This is a genomic window from Candidatus Eisenbacteria bacterium (genome assembly GCA_018831195.1).
Classification (GTDB): Bacteria; Eisenbacteria; RBG-16-71-46; order CAIMUX01; family JAHJDP01; genus JAHJDP01.
The window spans coordinates 33,666-51,750 of sequence record JAHJDP010000117.1 but is presented as its reverse complement, the minus strand read 5'-3'; the positions used below and the strand labels follow the sequence as shown (position 1 = coordinate 51,750).

General features: G+C 53.9%; 15 protein-coding genes. 1 reads left to right on the top strand and 14 read right to left on the bottom strand.

All coding sequences use genetic code 11. The annotated features are described in order from the left end of the window. The first annotated feature begins 127 nt into the window (after nt 1-127). Entirely contained in the window at nt 128-901 is a 774-nt protein-coding gene (gene fdhD, locus KJ970_20060; GenBank protein MBU2693218.1) for a formate dehydrogenase accessory sulfurtransferase FdhD, read from the top strand. Here fdhD and KJ970_20055 read toward each other — a convergent pair. The 14 genes from KJ970_20055 to KJ970_19990 form a co-directional block, all read right to left on the bottom strand. Then, nucleotides 891-2,051, bottom strand: coding sequence for a cysteine desulfurase (locus tag KJ970_20055; protein ID MBU2693217.1), 1,161 nt, complete (start codon nt 2,049-2,051; stop codon nt 891-893). The two genes, fdhD and KJ970_20055, sit on opposite strands and share 11 nt — an antisense overlap. After that, nucleotides 2,002-2,397 carry a LysR family transcriptional regulator gene (locus KJ970_20050; GenBank protein ID MBU2693216.1) on the bottom strand — a complete coding sequence of 132 codons (396 nt, stop codon included), beginning with the start codon at nt 2,395-2,397 and terminating at the stop codon, nt 2,002-2,004. The genes KJ970_20055 and KJ970_20050 overlap by 50 nt, the downstream gene beginning before the upstream one ends. A gap of 169 nt (nt 2,398-2,566) precedes the next feature. After that, nucleotides 2,567-3,262: a phosphate signaling complex protein PhoU gene (phoU, locus tag KJ970_20045; GenBank protein ID MBU2693215.1), complete on the bottom strand. Its 696-nt coding sequence runs from the start codon at nt 3,260-3,262 to the stop codon at nt 2,567-2,569. Nucleotides 3,263-3,287: 25 nt separating this feature from the next. Beyond that, entirely contained in the window at nt 3,288-4,112 is an 825-nt protein-coding gene (gene pstB / locus KJ970_20040; protein ID MBU2693214.1) for a phosphate ABC transporter ATP-binding protein, read from the bottom strand. A gap of 5 nt (nt 4,113-4,117) precedes the next feature. Continuing rightward, the gene (gene pstA, locus KJ970_20035; GenBank protein ID MBU2693213.1) at nt 4,118-5,479 is read right to left on the bottom strand and encodes a phosphate ABC transporter permease PstA; all 1,362 of its coding nucleotides are present in this window, start codon (nt 5,477-5,479) and stop codon (nt 4,118-4,120) included. 2 nt (nt 5,480-5,481) lie between these two features. Continuing rightward, entirely contained in the window at nt 5,482-6,552 is a 1,071-nt protein-coding gene (locus KJ970_20030) for a phosphate ABC transporter permease subunit PstC (protein MBU2693212.1), read from the bottom strand. Nucleotides 6,553-6,723: 171 nt separating this feature from the next. Further along, nucleotides 6,724-7,569 carry a phosphate ABC transporter substrate-binding protein gene (locus KJ970_20025; protein MBU2693211.1) on the bottom strand — a complete coding sequence of 282 codons (846 nt, stop codon included), beginning with the start codon at nt 7,567-7,569 and terminating at the stop codon, nt 6,724-6,726. Nucleotides 7,570-7,615: 46 nt separating this feature from the next. Beyond that, entirely contained in the window at nt 7,616-8,734 is a 1,119-nt protein-coding gene (locus KJ970_20020; protein ID MBU2693210.1) for a putative porin, read from the bottom strand. 110 nt (nt 8,735-8,844) lie between these two features. Continuing rightward, nucleotides 8,845-10,641, bottom strand: coding sequence for a cell wall metabolism sensor histidine kinase WalK (locus KJ970_20015; GenBank protein MBU2693209.1), 1,797 nt, complete (start codon nt 10,639-10,641; stop codon nt 8,845-8,847). 1 nt (nt 10,642) lies between these two features. After that, nucleotides 10,643-11,329 (bottom strand): response regulator transcription factor, encoded by a 687-nt coding sequence (locus KJ970_20010; protein ID MBU2693208.1) that lies wholly within the window; start codon nt 11,327-11,329, stop codon nt 10,643-10,645. 243 nt (nt 11,330-11,572) lie between these two features. Then, nucleotides 11,573-12,460 (bottom strand): DUF547 domain-containing protein, encoded by an 888-nt coding sequence (locus KJ970_20005; protein ID MBU2693207.1) that lies wholly within the window; start codon nt 12,458-12,460, stop codon nt 11,573-11,575. Between the two features lie 90 nt (nt 12,461-12,550). Beyond that, nucleotides 12,551-13,585, bottom strand: coding sequence for a branched-chain amino acid aminotransferase (locus KJ970_20000; GenBank protein ID MBU2693206.1), 1,035 nt, complete (start codon nt 13,583-13,585; stop codon nt 12,551-12,553). Between the two features lie 277 nt (nt 13,586-13,862). Beyond that, nucleotides 13,863-15,167 carry a citrate (Si)-synthase gene (locus tag KJ970_19995; protein ID MBU2693205.1) on the bottom strand — a complete coding sequence of 435 codons (1,305 nt, stop codon included), beginning with the start codon at nt 15,165-15,167 and terminating at the stop codon, nt 13,863-13,865. 372 nt (nt 15,168-15,539) lie between these two features. Continuing rightward, nucleotides 15,540-17,939, bottom strand: coding sequence for a hypothetical protein (locus KJ970_19990; GenBank protein ID MBU2693204.1), 2,400 nt, complete (start codon nt 17,937-17,939; stop codon nt 15,540-15,542). Nucleotides 17,940-18,085: the final 146 nt, after the last annotated feature.

The window sequence follows — 18,085 nt, the reverse complement described above, 5'->3', positions numbered from 1 at the left end:
TGGCATACTCTGGATCGGGAACCCCGGCTCCTGAAGATCAACAGACTGGAGGAAAAGAATCCCGATGTCCTCTACCCCTCCCGACCCATCGGCGGCGAACACAGACCATTCTTCCGTGCATCATCTTATGCGCTCTGTCCGGATTACGCGCCTGACCGAGAAGCGAAAGGAGCGAGTAGAAGATCTTCTGATACGTGAAGAGCGATTTGATCTTTACCTTAATGGAAAACACCTCATTGCGTTGGTCTGCCTGCCCAGTGATCTGAAGGCTTTCATTGTTGGATTTCTGGTCAATGAGGGCATCCTTTCCGCCCCCTATACGGTTGACCTTGACATCGATGAGGCGGCGGCCCGAATCGACGCGCATGGTGATTTTCATGACACCGCCATCCAGGACTTCTTTGCGAAGAAAACACTGACCTCAGGATGCGGTTCCGGGGTCACCGGCCAGGATCTCGAGGAACCGATCCCCTGCCTTAAGGTCGATACCGATTTTCGGATTCAGCGGGAGGTTATCTCGAATTTTATGCATGTCATGAAGGAAGAGGCCTCTCTTTTCCAGCAGACCGGCGGCGCTCATATTGCGGCGCTTGCGGATGCGCAGGGCCGACTTCTTATGAAGACCGAGGATATCGGGCGGCATACGGCTGTCGACAAAGTCATCGGCATGGCTCTTCTATCGGGAATCGATCCCAGCCGGTGCGTTCTCTTTTCCTCCGGAAGACTATCCTCTGAAATCACCGCCAAAGCGATTCATGCACGGACGCCGGTTCTCGTCTCCCGAGGAGCTCCGACCGACCTGGCCGTAAGACTGGCCCGCCGTTTTCTTTTAACATTGGTGGGATTCGCCAGAGGCCGGCGGATGAATATTTACTCAGCAGCTGAGCGCATTATCGAATGATTCGTCGAACTGCAGACGAGTACCCTTCCAGTTCTTCAACAGCTTCAACGATGATCCCGATTGCCTCGGTAATTTCCTTCTCGGTTATATCAAGGCCCAGTGAAAAGCGAACCGCGCCTCTGGCCAGTGATTCCGGAACCGCCATGGCCCGGAGCACATGTGAATAGTCGTTCGATCGGGCTTCACAGGCCGCGCCGGTTGATGCGGCGACCCCCTTGAGATCCAGAAGTTGTACAAGGGCCGCGCCTTCGAGGTTCCTAAAGGCGATACAAGATGTGTTGGGAACCCTTTCAGCTCCTCCCCCCATAACTACGGTTCCCAAAAGACGGCTTTGGACCTCCGTCTCCAACCGGTCTCTCAATCTCGATGGATTCGCGTCGGGCTGGGAGAGCCTTTTCATGGCCAGCTCGGCGGCGGCGCCGAATCCGGCGATGCCGATCACATTTTGGGTCCCGGCCCGCAAGCCCCGCTCCTGTAGACCTCCGTGCAGTATCGGCAAGGGCGTCGATTCCGAATCGATCCACAGGGCGCCGATGCCCTTGGGACCGCCCATTTTGTGCGCCGAAAGGGTCATGAGTTGCACATTGAGATCCCTGACGCTGACGGGTATTTTCCCGGCGGCCTGAACGGCGTCCGTGTGAATGATGAGGTCATTTCCACCAATCCGGTACCGCAAATCACCGACCGGCTGCAGGACTCCCGTCTCATTATTCGCCAGTTGCAGGCTGACAAGGCCGACGTCCTCACTCAAACCTTCCTTGACGGCCTCGATGGAGACACGCCCCTCGTTATCCGGCGAAACGTGCTGAACAACATGTCCCAATCTCGCGAGATGGGCCGCGGTCTCCATCACCGAGGGATGTTCTATGGCCGAGATCATCAGCGCTTTGCCGGTTCGGAAGAGGGTCCCCATCAATGCGAGCGCATTGGCTTCTGTTCCACCGGAGGTAAAGACGATCTCCTCGGCCGAAGCGCCGATGAGCCGGGCGACCGACCCCCGGGCTTTTTCAATGGCTTCCAGGGCACGCCGGCCCTCCCTGTGAAGGCTGGATGGGTTCCCAGGCAGCTGCTCCATTGCCTCCGTCATCAACTTCCGAACTTCAGGAAGCAGAGGCGTCGTGGCGTTGTGATCCAGGTTTATCAGATTCATGTTTTCGGAAGAGCCCACTCAGGGATTTTGTAAAGACCGCTTCGGAAGCGGAATAAACCTCATTGAGGACCCTTTGATAGCGATCCAGGAGTTCGTTGGCCTCTGGAGTTAGCGTCGTTCCACCAGATTTGCCCCGGCCCGGCTTCGAATCGACAAGAGAAAATCCCAACCGCCGCTCTGAATGGCGTAGGCGGGCCCAAAGTCCGCGATACGACATATTCAATTCCGCGGCCGCCGCTTTAATCGATCCCGTCTCGCGGATGGCGACGAGAATTCGTTGACGTCCCAAACCGTAGACAACTTGGCCGTCTTCATCCTCAATCCAAATGCTGGTTCGGATTCGCATGCGCCTGTTCCCCATATAAGATCTGGACCCCTTGTCACACCCCATAATGGCGGAAACACCGGTTTTCGAAACGAAGGGGCCGCCGTTCACGGAGATTCCAGGTAAGGATACTGCGTTTCGGTGCGGAGACAACGTATATCAGAATTAACCTGCGCGCGTTCCAGCGAATTCAGCGCCTATCTTCCGGCCCTTCGGCAGCCCAGGCGGCGGATATCTCGGTATGGCGGACGATTTTCCCATTGATGAGATAAATGACATCCTCTGCAATATTCGTGGCATAATCGGCGATTCTTTCAAGATGCCGGCTGGCGGAGAGATAGCTGAAGAGAACCTCCGCATTGTCAGGATTTTCATGCATGGCCGCGAATACTTTTGCATAGGCCTGCCGGTTAATCGCATCGACTTCATCATCAATGGCAAGAACCGTCCGGGCCCGCTCAAGATCCATCCGCATGAGTCCGTCCAAGCTGTATCGCAACATATCTATTGTCTTACGACAGAGCTCCCCGAATTCAAAAGGAGCGCGGATTGTCGGATAATTGCAGATATAGGTCGCCCGTTTCGCAATATTGACACCGAGATCGCCGATACGCTCCAAATCATTATTAATTTTCAAAACAGCAATAACGAATCTAAGATCAACAGCCACGGGCTGGTAGAGGGCCAGAGCTTTGAGGCATTCCTCTTCGACATCAACCTCCATCCGGTCGATTTCTGAATCCGCCGCGATAACTTCTTGGGCGGCCTCCCGGTCGGCCTTTTCCATTGAATTCACGGCCTTGCGGACATTGCTCTCAACAACAGCGCTCAAAGCCAAAATCATTTTTTTCAGACGTTCAATTTCATTCTGCAAATGCATCGGCATCGCATGATCCCCTTATCCAAACAACTTATCCAAACCGGCCGGTGATGTAATCTTCCGTCTGTTTCTTTTCGGGTTTAGTGAAAAGCTGCCGGGTCAATCCATATTCAATCAGCCATCCTTCATATAGGAAGGCCGTAAAATCAGAGACCCGGGCGGCTTGTTGCATATTATGTGTCACAATGACAATAGTATACTCTCCGCGAAGCTCTCCAATCAAATCCTCAATGCGCCCTGTAGATTTCGGATCCAAAGCCGAGGTTGGTTCATCCATGAGAAGAACATCCGGATTCATGGCAAGCGCCCGTGCAATACATAACCGTTGTTGCTGCCCCCCCGATAAGCCGAGGGCGTTTTCCGCCAAACGATCCTTGATTTCATCCCACAAAGCCGCTCGTGAAAGACTCTGCTCCACAATGTCGAGGAGCTTGCCTTTCTTCCTGATCCCGAGAATTCTCGGCCCATAGGCGACATTGTCATAAATCGATTTGGGAAATGGATTCGGCTTCTGAAAAACCATCCCAACATGTTGCCTTAATGAGGTGACATCAATTTGTGACCCGTAGATATTATCATCCATAAAATGCAAGTCCCCGGCGGGCCGGCAATGTGGGATGAGATCATTCATACGGTTGATGGCTCTCAAAAAAGTGCTCTTGCCGCATCCACTCGGTCCGATAATCGCCGTGACAAGACCCTGGGCGATATTGAGGGTTACTTTTTTGACAGCCTCATTGGAGCCGTAAAAAACTGAAAAATTCTCAGCCCGGATTTGGGGGAATTTCTCCGGAGCATCTTTGAAAAAGTCCTTCTTTTGTTCAGGCACGGCGAGTTTGAATTTTGTCGCTTCCATCCAGCTTACCCTTTCAGTTTTCTTGATATCCGTGCCCGCATAATAATCGCGGTCGTGTTCAAAACCAGCACCAGGAGAACCAATGTAAGAACCATTCCATATTGTACATGCCGGATTTCGTCAACGGCTTCATGCTCTGTGCAAAGATTATAAATATTCCAGGGGAGCGCCGGCGTCGGCTGAGACAAAACCTCCCAGAACTTTGCTTTGAATAGGTTCAGCGGTTCCCCTACACTGACCGCCGCGGTAAAGATGATCGGCGCCGTCTCACCAGCGGCGCGTCCCAAACTGATGACGGTTCCAGTGAGGATTCCAGGTATGGCGGCCGGCAGAACCACGGTGACGATTGTGCGCCATTTCCCCGCTCCAAGACTCATAGAAGCCTCGCGGTATGTGTTCGGAACAGCGCGAAGGGCCTCCTCGGAAGCCCTGATGACCGTTGGTAGTATCAAACAGGCCAAGGTCAACGATCCGGCGAGAACCGATTTGCTCTCGGTGACCTTCATTGTATTGATAAAGAAGGCGAGACCGAACAGGGCGAAGACAATGCTGGGAACGCCGGCCAAGGTGCTGACGCAGGTCCGCAATAGGCTGATAATTCGACCTTCCCGGGAATACTCGACAAGATAAACGGCGGACAGAACGCCCATCGGCAGGGCAAAGAACATGGCGCCGATGGCCAAAAAGAGAGTTCCCAAAACCTCGGCGCGGATCCCGCCAAATAAATGTGAATCGATCGATATATCGGATAGAAACCGCGGATAGAATGTGATCCGGGGCGCCAGCATTTCCTCAATGTGTTCTTCGAGATATGGAAAGAGGCCGGCCAAAGCCGTCCCCGCAAAGTCATTCGCGCGCGGCACGAAGACTTCAGTCCCCATACTGGCCGTGTCGGAGTAATCGTATTCCGTGCGAAAGATAACCTGACGGAGCTTGACCTGAGCCCTGTCCCAGCGGGTCTGGCCGTACTGCTGCCGTGGAAGAACACGCCGGGGGTCACCCGGTTTGGGACCGAGCAAGACCGCGATATCACCCTCGACTTCCTTCAGCTGTTTGCGGTATCTCAATTTCTCATTGATCTTCATTGAATCTATTTCAGATTTAAAAGTCTCAATCATGGCATAAACAGGCTTGCGCGCGGCGGCCGCCTGCAGGATCTCTTTCTCAATCGCCTCCCGATGGCCCCGTTCAAAATTCTCTAACTGCATCCGGCGGAACTCGACCGTTCCCTTGAAAACAAAGGCGCCCAGACCCCGGGTGATAATAGGCGCCAGAATCACCAGTACCGCCAATCCCATCAGGGCGACAGAGAAGAAACCCAGACCTGAAAAGGAACGGTCGATCAATTTTCTCGTGCCTATTCGCACAATCAACCACCTACTTTTCTTCGCGAACGCAAAACAATCCACTCACTGGCCAGATTGCTGAGAAATGAGAAGGCGAGGAGGATAAAGGCCATCGCAAAAAGGACATGATAGCGGGCGGAGCCCATCACTTGATCTGCTTCACCCATATCGCCGGCAATCGTGGCGGTCAGGGTTCGAACCGGCTCCAAAATGTTATACCAGGGCTCGGGAATCTGCGCGGCGTTTCCCGACGCCATCCAGACAACCATCGTCTCTCCGATAACCCGCATAATCCCAAGAATGACCGCCGCGATAATACCGCTGCCGGCGGCGGGGATGACAACCTTGAGAATCGTCTCTGCCCGGGTGGCCCCAAGAGCATACGATCCCTCGCGCAATTCGCGCCCAACGGCCTGAAGGGCGTCTTCGGATACGCTGACAATCGTCGGCATGGCCATGATGCCTAGAATAATTGAAACATTCAGCGCATTGGTCCCACTGCTGATTTCGACATCGTTCAATCGGCTCGAAATCAGGGTCAACAAACCGATGACGGCGCCGCCGAAACAGACAAAGAGGACGGCGCGAGCCCCATTTCGACGATCTTCCCGGATCCGGCCGGTGATCAAATCGGCAAGAACAATAACAAGCAGGCCGCCGGCAGGAAGTCCCAGAAGCCAGGTTATGACAGCCAGGATTCGCCCCCCGCTCTCTTGAAGCAAAGGGGCGAAAACGACGAGGGCGAAAAAACCAAAGGCCACGGATGGGATCGCGGCCAACACCTCAATGATCGGTTTGATGGTTTGCCGGATACTGAATGGCAGGATATCACTGAGGCAGACAGCGGCGGCGATCCCCATAGGCATGGCCAGCGCGATAGCTCCCAAAGTCACAAGCCCGCTCCCTATAAATATGGCCAGAGTGCCGTATTCACCGGGCGAGGCCGAGGGATACCACCGTGCGCTGGTAAAGAACTCTTTGATGCCTTCGAGCTGAAAGAAAGGAATGGCATCCCTAATGATAAAGTAGAAAATAAAGAGAACAACAATAGCGGAGCTTGATGTCACAAGAAAAAGCGCGCTCTGCCCCAGCATAGCGCCGATATGACGGAGGCGGCCCGCCTTTTTACTGATCAGCAGGTCGCCGCGCAGTTTTTGGAGTCCCGCCCCGGAGGCAATCCCCGGGACGGCAGGACTCGCTTTCTCAACTTCGCTCACAGGCACCTCTGGAGACCGCCGTAAAAGGCGGTCCCCGCACAGCCAAGACTAATAGGCGGTCACAGGAATAAAACCGATAGCCTCAATAATTTCCTGCCCGTCTTTTGTGAGATGAAGTGTCACAAAGGCGTGAATATGGCTTCCCAATTTCGGATAGCCGTTTGTAAACATGTAGAGCGGCCGGGCAATCGGATAGACACCGGAGGAAACGGTACTTTGGTTTGGGGTAATGCCGTTAATGTCCAGAGCCTTCACAGTCTGATCCACAAAGCCCAACCCAGCATAGCCAATGGCGCTCGGCGTCGACTGGACCCGCTGGCGCGCCGCGCCATTGCTGCCCACATACTCGACACTCTCCGCCATCTTTTCCTTATTCATGACCAGATTTTCGAAGGTCTCATAGGTTCCGCTGTTCGTATCACGACTCACGACGACGATCTTCTTGTCGGGGCCGCCTACCTGATTCCAATTCGTGATCTTGCCGACATAGATGTCCCGCACCTGCTCCACGGTCAACCCGCTGACAGGATTGCTGGGATGGACAATAATCGGCAAGCCGTCCATCGCCACGACATGCGCCACCGGCATGATACCCTTTTCAACAGCGGCCGCGAATTCGTTCTCTTTCATGAATCGGGACATATCGGCGATTTCGCACGTCCCGTTGATAAGGCTCTTCGCTCCATTGCCGCTCCCCGACTCGCTGACGGTGATTTGGACATCGGGATGAAGGCCCATGTAATACTCTGCAAAGGCCTTCGCGATGGGTCCAACGGTTGTGGATCCGTCAACGATGATCCGAGTCTCTTCGGCATGGACGCCGGTCAGCCCGGCCAGAGCCAAGCCCAAGATCAGGAGACCGGTTAGTGTAAGACGGGATTGTGCCAACAACATTATCGAGTCCCTCCTATCATTTCAATTTTAAACCCTAAGAAAACCCTTAGAATTTCGACATCAGATCAACCTGCAGCCTCTGGTAGTCGAGGCCGTCTTCACCATCAGCAATACCCCGCGTGTTAGCGAAGAAGATGGCTCCGGCATCGAGATTCGTCATGAGCTTCAAAACCACACTGATTTGGTGTCCCTTGGCGTTGGTCCCGCCGCCGGCGAAATCGGAATCGCTGAAGATTCCCAAAACCGCATCTCTCTGCAATTCACGATAGTTGTAAGAGACCTTTGCCGTGCCCGGTCTCATGGCTTTGCCGACCTCAACACCCGCCATCCAGCCGACATTTTCTTCGGATGGATCGGTATTGGTCACGAAGTCGGCGAATAAGGCGACCGGCCGGCGGGCCACTGAAAAGGCGGCTTTAAAAAAGCCTTCAATAAGGGTGTACTCATTGGCGTAGATGTCCGCGGCGTCATCCGGCGTGGAGTTTCCAAAAGAATCACTCATCAAGAGAGGCTTGTCTTTCAGCTCTGTATAAGAGAAGAAAGAGGCGCCGGCCGTGAGGTTGAGGTCTTGTTCATCAAATTCCCGGTTGATCCCGCCCTGGAGGCCGTACATAAAGACATCGCTCTCGGCTTTCCGGTTGTCGATAATCCAACCGCTGCCGGACGCAAAGAGCTTGAGAGCGCCCTTGCCGTGAGAGAACTTCGCCGCCAATCCTTCCGGATTCAGGTCTCCGTCCCAAATGAGTTGGCTCTTCTGCGGCGTATAAAAGGGATTGGATATCTTCCCCGCCATGAGGTTCAGGCCCGGGGTCTGAACCGGCCGAATATCGAGATAGGCGCGATCGAGCCAGATCCCCTTGCTCGAGGAAGCATCATCCAGGGTCTGATTGGTCGAAATCGGATCGGTCGAACCGCTGGCCAGTCTTAGGAAGAAATGGGTCTGATCGTTGACCATGGCGGCAAGGCCGACCCGCGCCCGCAGCCGATGCCGGTCATAGACATCCTTGTCTTCTTGATCTATTCTCTCATAGCGATAGCGAAAATCCCCATCAACCTTCAGACCATCCTCTCCATCCGAAGCGTCCACCGGGCACCACAGAGTAGAACCGCCGAAGATGAAAGCCGCAAAAAGAATGAACCACAAGCACGACTTATCCCATCGCATTGTTTCCGTCCCCCATTAGAGTTTTTATCCATCGCATCCCCTCACCTGGATTTTTACCTCGGAGACGTTAGTCTTCTTTTACTGAAATGTTAGAGTTGTGTTAGAAGGGCCTAATCGAAAGCTTGCTTCGGCAGGTTTATAAAGAATGAGGAGCCCTTCCCCGGAATGCTGGTGACACTGACCGTTCCCCGGTGGGCCAGAGCCACATGTCGCACAATCGCGAGGCCCAGCCCTGTCCCACCGAGTTTGCGGCTCCTAGCTTTATCAATACGGTAGAATCGCTCAAAAATCCGGGAGAGGTGCTTCTCCTCGATACCGCAACCTTGATCTCTGACTTCAATGACAACCCCGTCTTGCCGGGTCTCCGCCGTGACATAAACGGCGTTCCCGGGATCACTGTACTTGATCGCGTTATCCAAGAGGTTGATGAGGGCGTTCTCCAGGAGAACCGGCTGAACGAGCGCGGTGAGATTCTCCTCGCAGCTCATCCGGACCTCCACCTTCAGTTCCTTGGCTTTGGCATCGCAGGATTGGATGGCGGCCGACAGCAATGCCGTGAGCTTGTGAGGCGCCAACTCAATCTCTGTAGCCGGCTGACCCTGTTCAAGCCGTGAAAGATCGAGCAGATCCTCAATGATCGTATTCAGGCGATTCGCCTGGCGGGAGATGATCTCCATGAAACGATCGGCGGTGGGGCCGTCCTGCACCGCTCCATCCTGCAGTGTTTCAATAGCGACCTTGATCGAAGTGATCGGCGTCTTGAGTTCGTGTGAAACATTCGCCACAAAATCCCGGCGGATTCGCTCTAATCTATGAAGACGGGTGACGTCATTCAGCACCAAGACCGCGCCGATGAGCTTCCCTTGGGCATCCCGCAAGGGCCCTCCATGAGCCTGGAGATACCGGTCCTCGCCGTTTCCGATAACAAGATCGCTTTCGATTGGTTCCGAATCTTCAAGAGTCTGGTTCACAAGATGTTGAAGCTCCAAAAGACGCACAATCTCGTGAATCGCTTTCCCTTTTGATTCTGAGGGATCGACATTCAGGATTTCACCGCACGCCTTGTTCATGATCCTCACCCGGGTCTGCCCGTCCACGGCCAGAACCCCCTCAACCATACTGCTGAGAATCGACTCCTGTTCGTTTCGTTGCCTTGTAATCGCCCGGATGCGGCGATCGAGTTCTGCAGCCATATTATTCATCGTCTCCGCCAGATTCCCCATCTCGCCGACCTCTGTGACGCGGAGTTTTTGATCAAGCCTCCCCTCCGCGAAGGCTTCGGCTCCCCGTCTCAGCTCTTCAAGGGGACGCGTGATCCGCCTCGAGACAATGAGCCCCGCAATGGCGGCCAGGAGGGCGACCACGAGAGCCCCCAAGGCGATCTGCGTATAGATTGACCGGAGGGGTTTCCTCAGTGCGGTGATCGGCATCGAGACACGGACAACCGCCAGAACCGAAGATCCAGCCTCATTCCAGATCGGAATGGCGACATAACTCATCGTTCGCTGAAGAGTATGGCTGTAACGGATCGATTGCCCCGACGTTCCCGACAGCGCTTCTCGAATCTCGAGGCGGGCTTGCCCGGTATGGGGCTCCATGGCCAGTGGATCCTCCTCTGAATCACCGACGACACGCCCCGATTCGAGGATGACGGTGATGCGGGTTTTTGAGGGTGGGCCCAGGCGTTTGCAAAGACGATCGACCGCGGCAGGATCATCCGAATTGAGGCTTTCCCGGACCTGGTCCCTCACCAGAAGGGCCCGGGATTCCAAATCAGTGGCTGTATAGTCTACATGAAATCGCCGGATGGCTTCTGATGCAAACCAGGCGACGATAAGTACAGCAGCCAGAATGACCAACAGGTAGGTCGGATAGAGCTGCCACAGGAGGCGCTTACCTCGGAACATCCTAGTCCCTCAATTTGTAGCCGACACCCCGCACTGTTTCGATAATCTTCCCGGCCTCTCCGAGACGTTTCCGGAGACCGGCGACCTGCACATCGATGGCGCGATCGGTGACGACATAGTCCATGCCGTGAATAGCTTGTACTATCTGAAAGCGGGAGAAAACCCATCCCGGCCGGCTGGCGAGGAGCTGCAACAATTTGAATTCTGAGAAGGTCAATTTTACGGCTTGATCCCCCACGCTGACTTCATGGCGCCCGGCGTCGATGATAAGATCATGAAGTCGAATGCGGCCATCAATTGACGAGGCGACCTGGGACTTTCGGCCAAGCACCGCCTTGATCCGCGCCAACAAGACCTTCGGACTGAACGGCTTGGTTACATAATCGTCGGCGCCGGCGGTGAAACCGGCCAGGATGTCGGATTCTTCACCCTTGGCTGTGAGAATAATAATGGGAATCGCCGCCGTCGCCGGGTCCTTTTTCAGAGAACGGCAAACCTCCAAGCCATGCAGCCCCGGCAGCATGAGATCCAACACCAGCAGATCCGGGTTCTCGGAAAGGACCAGACTCAGCCCCTCTTTACCGTCTCCCGCACAATCAACCGTGAAGCCCTCCTTAAGAAGGTTATACTCAACAAGTTGTTGAATATCCTCATCATCTTCAACCAGCACAATATGATACCCCGTCATCTCTCACCTCTCTGCCTTAACCTTAATGAAACATCAAGCATGATGGGAGTGTCCACACCGATCGATAGGATCATATTGCTCACCGGATATTATGATTATGTAAGAAACAGGTTACCACTTGTTTATGAGAATATCATATTTTCTTCTTGAGGATCTGGTGCGGTGGGTCCGCCGCCCAAAACCGGGCCGGGGCCATCCGCCGAATGACGGGGATCCGCTGCCGTGCAACTTGTTTTCGATGATCTAGTTCGTGGATATCGAATCAAGACGCCAATCGAATTCCAAGAAACGCACTTCAACCGGATGGGACTGAAGGTAGGCCGCATCAGATTCATCGAGATACTCGCTGAAGAACCCGACAATCGCCCTGTGCAGAGGTGTTGCCTCTCCCACAGACGGGACGTTGGAAATCGCACCGGATGGTATCTCGGATGGCCCGATGGTCTTTCCGTACTTAGGGATAAAATCCTCGCCGTACCACTCGAAGATTTTTGAGACATAGAGAATGGAGTTTTCACGATCCAAATGATTCGTTAGCGAATCCCGAACAAAGTTCTCCGCGGCAGCGGACAATTGTTTATCGAGAAGTTCGTACATATAGGCTTCAGGGATCAGCGCGGGGCCGCCAATAGAGGCATATGTCAGCGCACAATGGATTCTGGGTTCATCGAAATCCTTTCGAAGAAACTCCTCTCTCAGCTGCGTCAGCGTGCACTCTTTTCTGAGGAAAAGAAAACGTTTCTCATCCCATTTCCCCGCAACGTCCAGGATGGAATTCTCCTGCTGGTCTCTGAGGATGATCTTTAAAACCATCGCGTTATACGTATTAAGAAGCAGAGCTAGTTTTTGATCCCTCGTAAAACTGTCATAGTCGCTTCGATCCAAACCGCCGGCCTGCCGGAGATATCCATCCAACTCCGCCCCCTGGATCCTTAATTTCTCAAAGTCGACCCGGCCATTATGAACATGGCGGTAAAGAAGCGCATCCAAAACAACATGATAATGATCAAACGGCTTTGAGCGCCCGGTCTGAGCGCCGGCGGATATCACCAAGATCATGACCAAAAGGATGGTGGAATTGATGGTCAGCCGCTTCACTCGGGACCGGGATGGCATCAAGCTCATCTCCATCAGAAATCTCCTCAGAAAAATCAAAAGCTCGGATCCAAGAACGGCCCAGGATCGAACAAATCCGATAAATCCCGGGCCGTAATTGGGAATCTACATCTCGATTTCTTCGGTCCACCCATGAGGATCAGGAGCATCCCCATGCTGAATATCAGTTAATGCTCTGTAGAGAGCCGTACAGTGCTGGCCGGGTTTGCCGTCTTTGAGGTAAACGATCTCCCGGTCCCGGAACGTAATGCTCTCAATAGGCGTGATGACGGCCGCCGTACCGCAGGCTCCGGTTTCAATAAAGCTATCCAACTCTTCTACAGGGACTTCTCTTTCCTCCACCCGATATCCAAGTTCTTTGGCAATGGTCCGGAGGGACATATTGGTGATGGAGCGTAATACCGTCGGGGAATTCGGGGTCACATATCTCTTGTCGGATGTGATTCCGAAAAAGTTGGCGGCCCCAAGCTCATCAATTGTTCTGTGGTTCTTGGCATCAAGATACAAGGCCTCACCATACCCATTGCGGCGCGCGCGGACGGTGGCCCGCATCCCAGCGCCGTAATTACCGGCCGCTTTTGCCGTCCCGACGCCCTTGGGGGCGGCCCGGTCAAAGCTCTCCTCGATGATCAATCGGGTTGGTGTAAATCCCGATTTGAAATAGGGACCGACGGGGGTCACCAGCACCATGAAGGTATATTCATCCGCCGGCTTCACACCGATTCTCGGGCCTGTCCCAAAAAGAAGAGGGCGCACATAAAGCGAAGCGCCGCTCCCATAGGGCGGAATGAAGCGTTGATTGGCTTTAACCATGCGGTGAACCGCCTTGCGGAAGAGCTCAACTGAGGGCGCCTCCATCATCAGCATCTCACCGGAGTGCTGCATCCTCTTGGCGTTTTCTTCAATACGGAAACCAAGCGCTCGGTTATCTTTTGTACAAAACACCTTCAATCCCTCAAAGGCGGCCTGTCCGTAATGAAGTGCCGTGGCGGCGATATGGATCGGGAAGTACTCTTCACGCGATTCGACCCCGTTATCCCACTCGCCTTCCCTCCATGTATAGCGGATACTGACATCCGTCTTCGAATATCCAAATGGCAAACTGGCCCAATCGAGATGCACTCTCTCGGCGATACCCATCTTTTCCACTCCCTCTCGTCCCCCAGCCATCCACTCCGTCCGCCGGGCCGGGACGACACCCGCCGGGCGTGGTCATCAGGTCAGAATCCAGGAGGCTTCCCTCCCTCAGTTATTCTAGCCAAAGATGAGGGAAAACCCAAGCCGAAGCCGAACTCAAGAAAGGGAGGATTGCGGGCCGGTCCCTGCAACAGGCAAATCCTACAAAATCGATGAAAAAGCCTAGAAAAATGGGGCGCCTCCAAGGAGCCGCCCCATTCGTCATTGGACTTCTTAATACCTACTTGGATACAAACGCCTTGAGGAACTTTGTGCCCACCGATTTCGGCCGGGTGAGGGCCGAACCGACAGCGCGGTTCCAGACGAGCTGCGCGCACATTCCCATCGCACGGCTGACACTGAAGAGAACCGTATAATAATTGAACTCGGTCAGCCCATAATGATAGAGAAGGCATCCTGATCCCGCATCCACATTGGGCCAGACATTCGCGATCGGCGCCTTGCCCGCCTTCACCCGTTCCTCACTGAACTCCCCGAGAACCTTCGGCACGACCCTGAAGACGGCGTCGACCGTCTTGAAAACGGGGTCGTTCGGCAGGTACTCGCGTCCGAACTCATTGAATCCGGTAAACCGGGGATCGGTGACCCGGAGAACAGCATGACCGTATCCTGGAACGACCTTGCCGCTTCGCAGCGTCTCAAAGGCATAATCGCGGATCTCTTCTTCAGAAGGCGCCCCGCCGAATTTCTGCATTGTTTCCAGAATCCAAGCCAAACATTCCTGGTTGGCCAGGCCATGCAGGGGGCCGGCAAGACCGTTAAGCCCCGCCGAGACGGCATAGTAGGGATCGGAAAGGGCCGAACCGACGGTATGGCAGGTATTGGCCGAGACATTTCCCGCCTCATGATCGCTGTGGAAGTGGAGATAGAGTCGCATGAGCTTGGCAAAGGTGCCCTCGGGATCGGGAAGCCCCAGCATATTTGCGAAGTTGGCGCCCCAATCAAGACCCGGTATCCAGGAGATAAGATCTCCTTTGTTATACCGGATACGATAAACGGCGGCGGCGATTCCAGGGAGTTTGGCCAGTATCTGGAGACTGTCCTCCAGAGCCGGAATCCAGTAATCATCCTTCTGCATCCCCTTGTCGTACCAGGCGCGGAAGACACTCTCCTTTTCCATCGCTAAAATGGCCGTGTTAAACATACACATGGGATGAGAATCTTCCGGCATAGCCTGAAGAACATCATAGACATAGCCCGGAACCTGAGATCTCTTGTCATACTCCAACATCATATCTTTTTTGATCTTTTCATCCGGAAGATCGCCGGTGAGGAGGAGATAAAAAGTCTCTTCAGGCCATAAATCCTTGATCTTCAAAAGAGGGTAGCCGCGGATAATCAATCCCTTGTCCGGTTCAACGAGGGATGTATCACAGATCATCCCTTTGACTCCGCGCATCCCGCCGTATGCCTGTGTAATGTTCACGTCGGAGATTTTGACATCTCCGTGGTTCTTGAGAATCTCGGCACGTTCTTGGCGCCATTGAGGAATGAGTTCCTTCAGTCTTTCCAGTAGCTTGCTCATATGATCGCCTCCTCGAATCCTATGATTAAATGACCTCCGGCAGTTCCAAATCCCTGAGAGATATGTCTCATCTCAACCGCCGAAGCCCCCGGGATGGTGATGACATAGATTAACCCTTGCACATCCGCCCAACACCTATGCGCAAAGCATACTAGCCCACCTGTGCGCTTTCTTGCAAGCGCTTATGAAATGCCGATGCGCAGCGGGGCGACCCATAAGGTTCGTTAACCGGTTAGTTTGCGGTGTAGACAAAAAACATTCAATTGGAAAATTTTCTAATCGTTTGTGACAAGTCGGCTTGCGGGGATTCTCCTGACAAGACGGGACCCGAATTCACTCGGATCCCGTCATGGAAAGCCATTTTGCGCGAGATTAACGCACCAGCGTTATGGGGCGCATCTGTTCACCATCCGGGGTCGACAGCCGGATGTAGTACATACCGGAGGCCAAATCCTGATTCCGCCTGAGATCCAAGCTAAGGGTGTGCCTCCCGCCCGTCATGATGTGATCGATCAATCTCTCAACCCGCCGGCCGTCGACCGAGTAGAGATCACAAATGACCCGTCCGCTATTGGTGAGTGAAAACTCGGTTTGCAACCGGAACGATGCCGGATTGGGTCCGACCCGGAACCGCATGGCCGGTGGAGCCGAATCGTTGATTCCAGTGGTGAGATCCTCGCCCCCACCCGCCGCCTGGTAGCGTGCTGAAAATTCCTGGAAGTACTTATTCGCCGTGATGGGATCATGAATGATGATGTGATTCTCATCATTGTCGCCGACGGCGGCATTGCTCCAGTTGGCGCTCCCGGTGGCAATGACTGGATTGGAGCTGGGATGGTCGACATCAATGATCATATACTTGTGGTGCAATGCGCCTGTTTCCGCGTCGAACATCACATCGGCGGGAGGATCCCAGGGATAATCTCCCTCGCCATTCATGGGAAAATACTGGCTCCCGGTATTTCCGCTTTCTCCGGAATCAAACACACCGCGGATTTTCATCCCCGGCGAGTTCAGCCAGCGATCTTCCATTTCATTGGTCAGATCAAATCGAGTAAAGCTCAAGATGCAGAAATTGATGGAAAGATCCGCTGTTTCGACCTGATCGATCAATGCCCCCAGCCACGGATCCGAAGGCGCAAAATAGATCTCGATTTCCTTCCCGCCGACATTGAAGATTTTGGGGGTATTGTCGATCTTGTTCGTGCCGAAATGGGAGTTTGAGGCGTTCGGCGTTGCGCTCGAGGAACCCCACATCTCATCCATTTCTATTGTACAAGTTCGGGCCAGGGCCTGATCCTGAATCATGATGACATTCTGCGCGTCGGTATTCGTACCCTGAACGCTGAGGTTCCAGGACCCGGCATATACCCACGGATCAGCAGGATCGGGGCTATAGGCGTCAAACACCCAGAGCTTATGATGCATGATTTCATTTCCGGTATTGGCGCCATAAGCATCATCAATCACCGTGATTCCATTACTTATCAAGCGTGTCACCTCAGCCTGATAGGTATCGCGATTATCATAGATGAACCTGATTTGGACACCGCGATTTTTCGCAGCGATCAATGCATCGGCAACGGCGGGAAGATCAAAACTATAGATCGCAACATCAAGGGTGAGATTCGTGGCGTCAATCCGGTCGATTATCCACCCCTCCAAATCCTGGCCGCCCAATGCCTGTTCATAGGTCGCAACATTATGATCAACCGATTTGTTAAAGATCGCCTGAATCGTTCCTATGCCACCCGCCGCTGAAGCGGAACTAAAGAGGCGGTCCGGCGTCGTCGTGAGCCCGGTTCCGTCTTCAAGATCGATCGAATAGTGATAGACCGTCGCGGGATCCAGTCCGCCGGTGAGGATATCATGAACTGTTGTCGACACACCGTCCGTCGCCGTTCCGATCTCATAGGCGTCGGTCAGACCATAGGAGATAACGGCCGTGCACGCGGTTGATGTTTCAATATGGATCGTGACGTCATTATGTTGAAGCTCGGTTTCGCGGGGGCCGTTGACGATTTGGGGACCGGCATGGATGAAAAAATCACCGGAACTGCGGGGCATCAGCTCATAACCGGAGGTGTACGGAGGGGTAAATCCGGCATACTGCTTTACAATACCGACCACATCAAATGATCCGGCCGGCGGCGTCATATTCTGTATGGCGGTCGTTCCATCAATATAGAGGACACAAGTCCCTGACTCGTCATGCAGCGTAATGGGTCCGCTGAAACTCGGCCATGCTCCGGTCCAAGAGACATCATTGATCCGGATAAGACGGGCTTCATTCGGTTCGCTGTAGTCGGGTAGAAAGGCGTGCTCAACGTCATCGCAGGTTACAACGAGGGGTTCCGGCGGCGTCGCCCCGCTTGAATGAACCGTATAAGTTGTCATTGCGACTTCCGTCAAACCGCGATATTGATCAATGGTCCCGTTAATCGTCACGCTATCCCCAAGAGCGAATTGATGCGGAACCGCATAGTGATAAATATTGATCCCTGCAGTGCCATCCTGCACCCATACATCTGTATAGTCGGCTGTAAAAACACCAGAGCCGACCGTCACAACGCCATGAACCGTCACCGCGGTCCCGATTCCATAGGGAGCTGCCGGCACTCCGCTAGAAGTGTTATGGTGCAAGTCGATAATATCGACCCCCTGGGCCCGGCCGCCCATTCCCAACAGGAAGATCACGGCGAGCGCAACAGTGAGAAGAAAACACCGATGTCCGGTATGGAACCGGTCGGCCCTGCGGAATAGGTGACTCATTGTGTTTGACTCCTTAGTAGACCCTTGACATGGCCCAAAGATGTGGCCCTGGTCGGAAACCTCTCCCACCACAGATGGAGAATGACGGTGCCGGGAACGACCCTTTTTGATTATATCAGATTGTGGCCGAAGAGACGATGGATGGA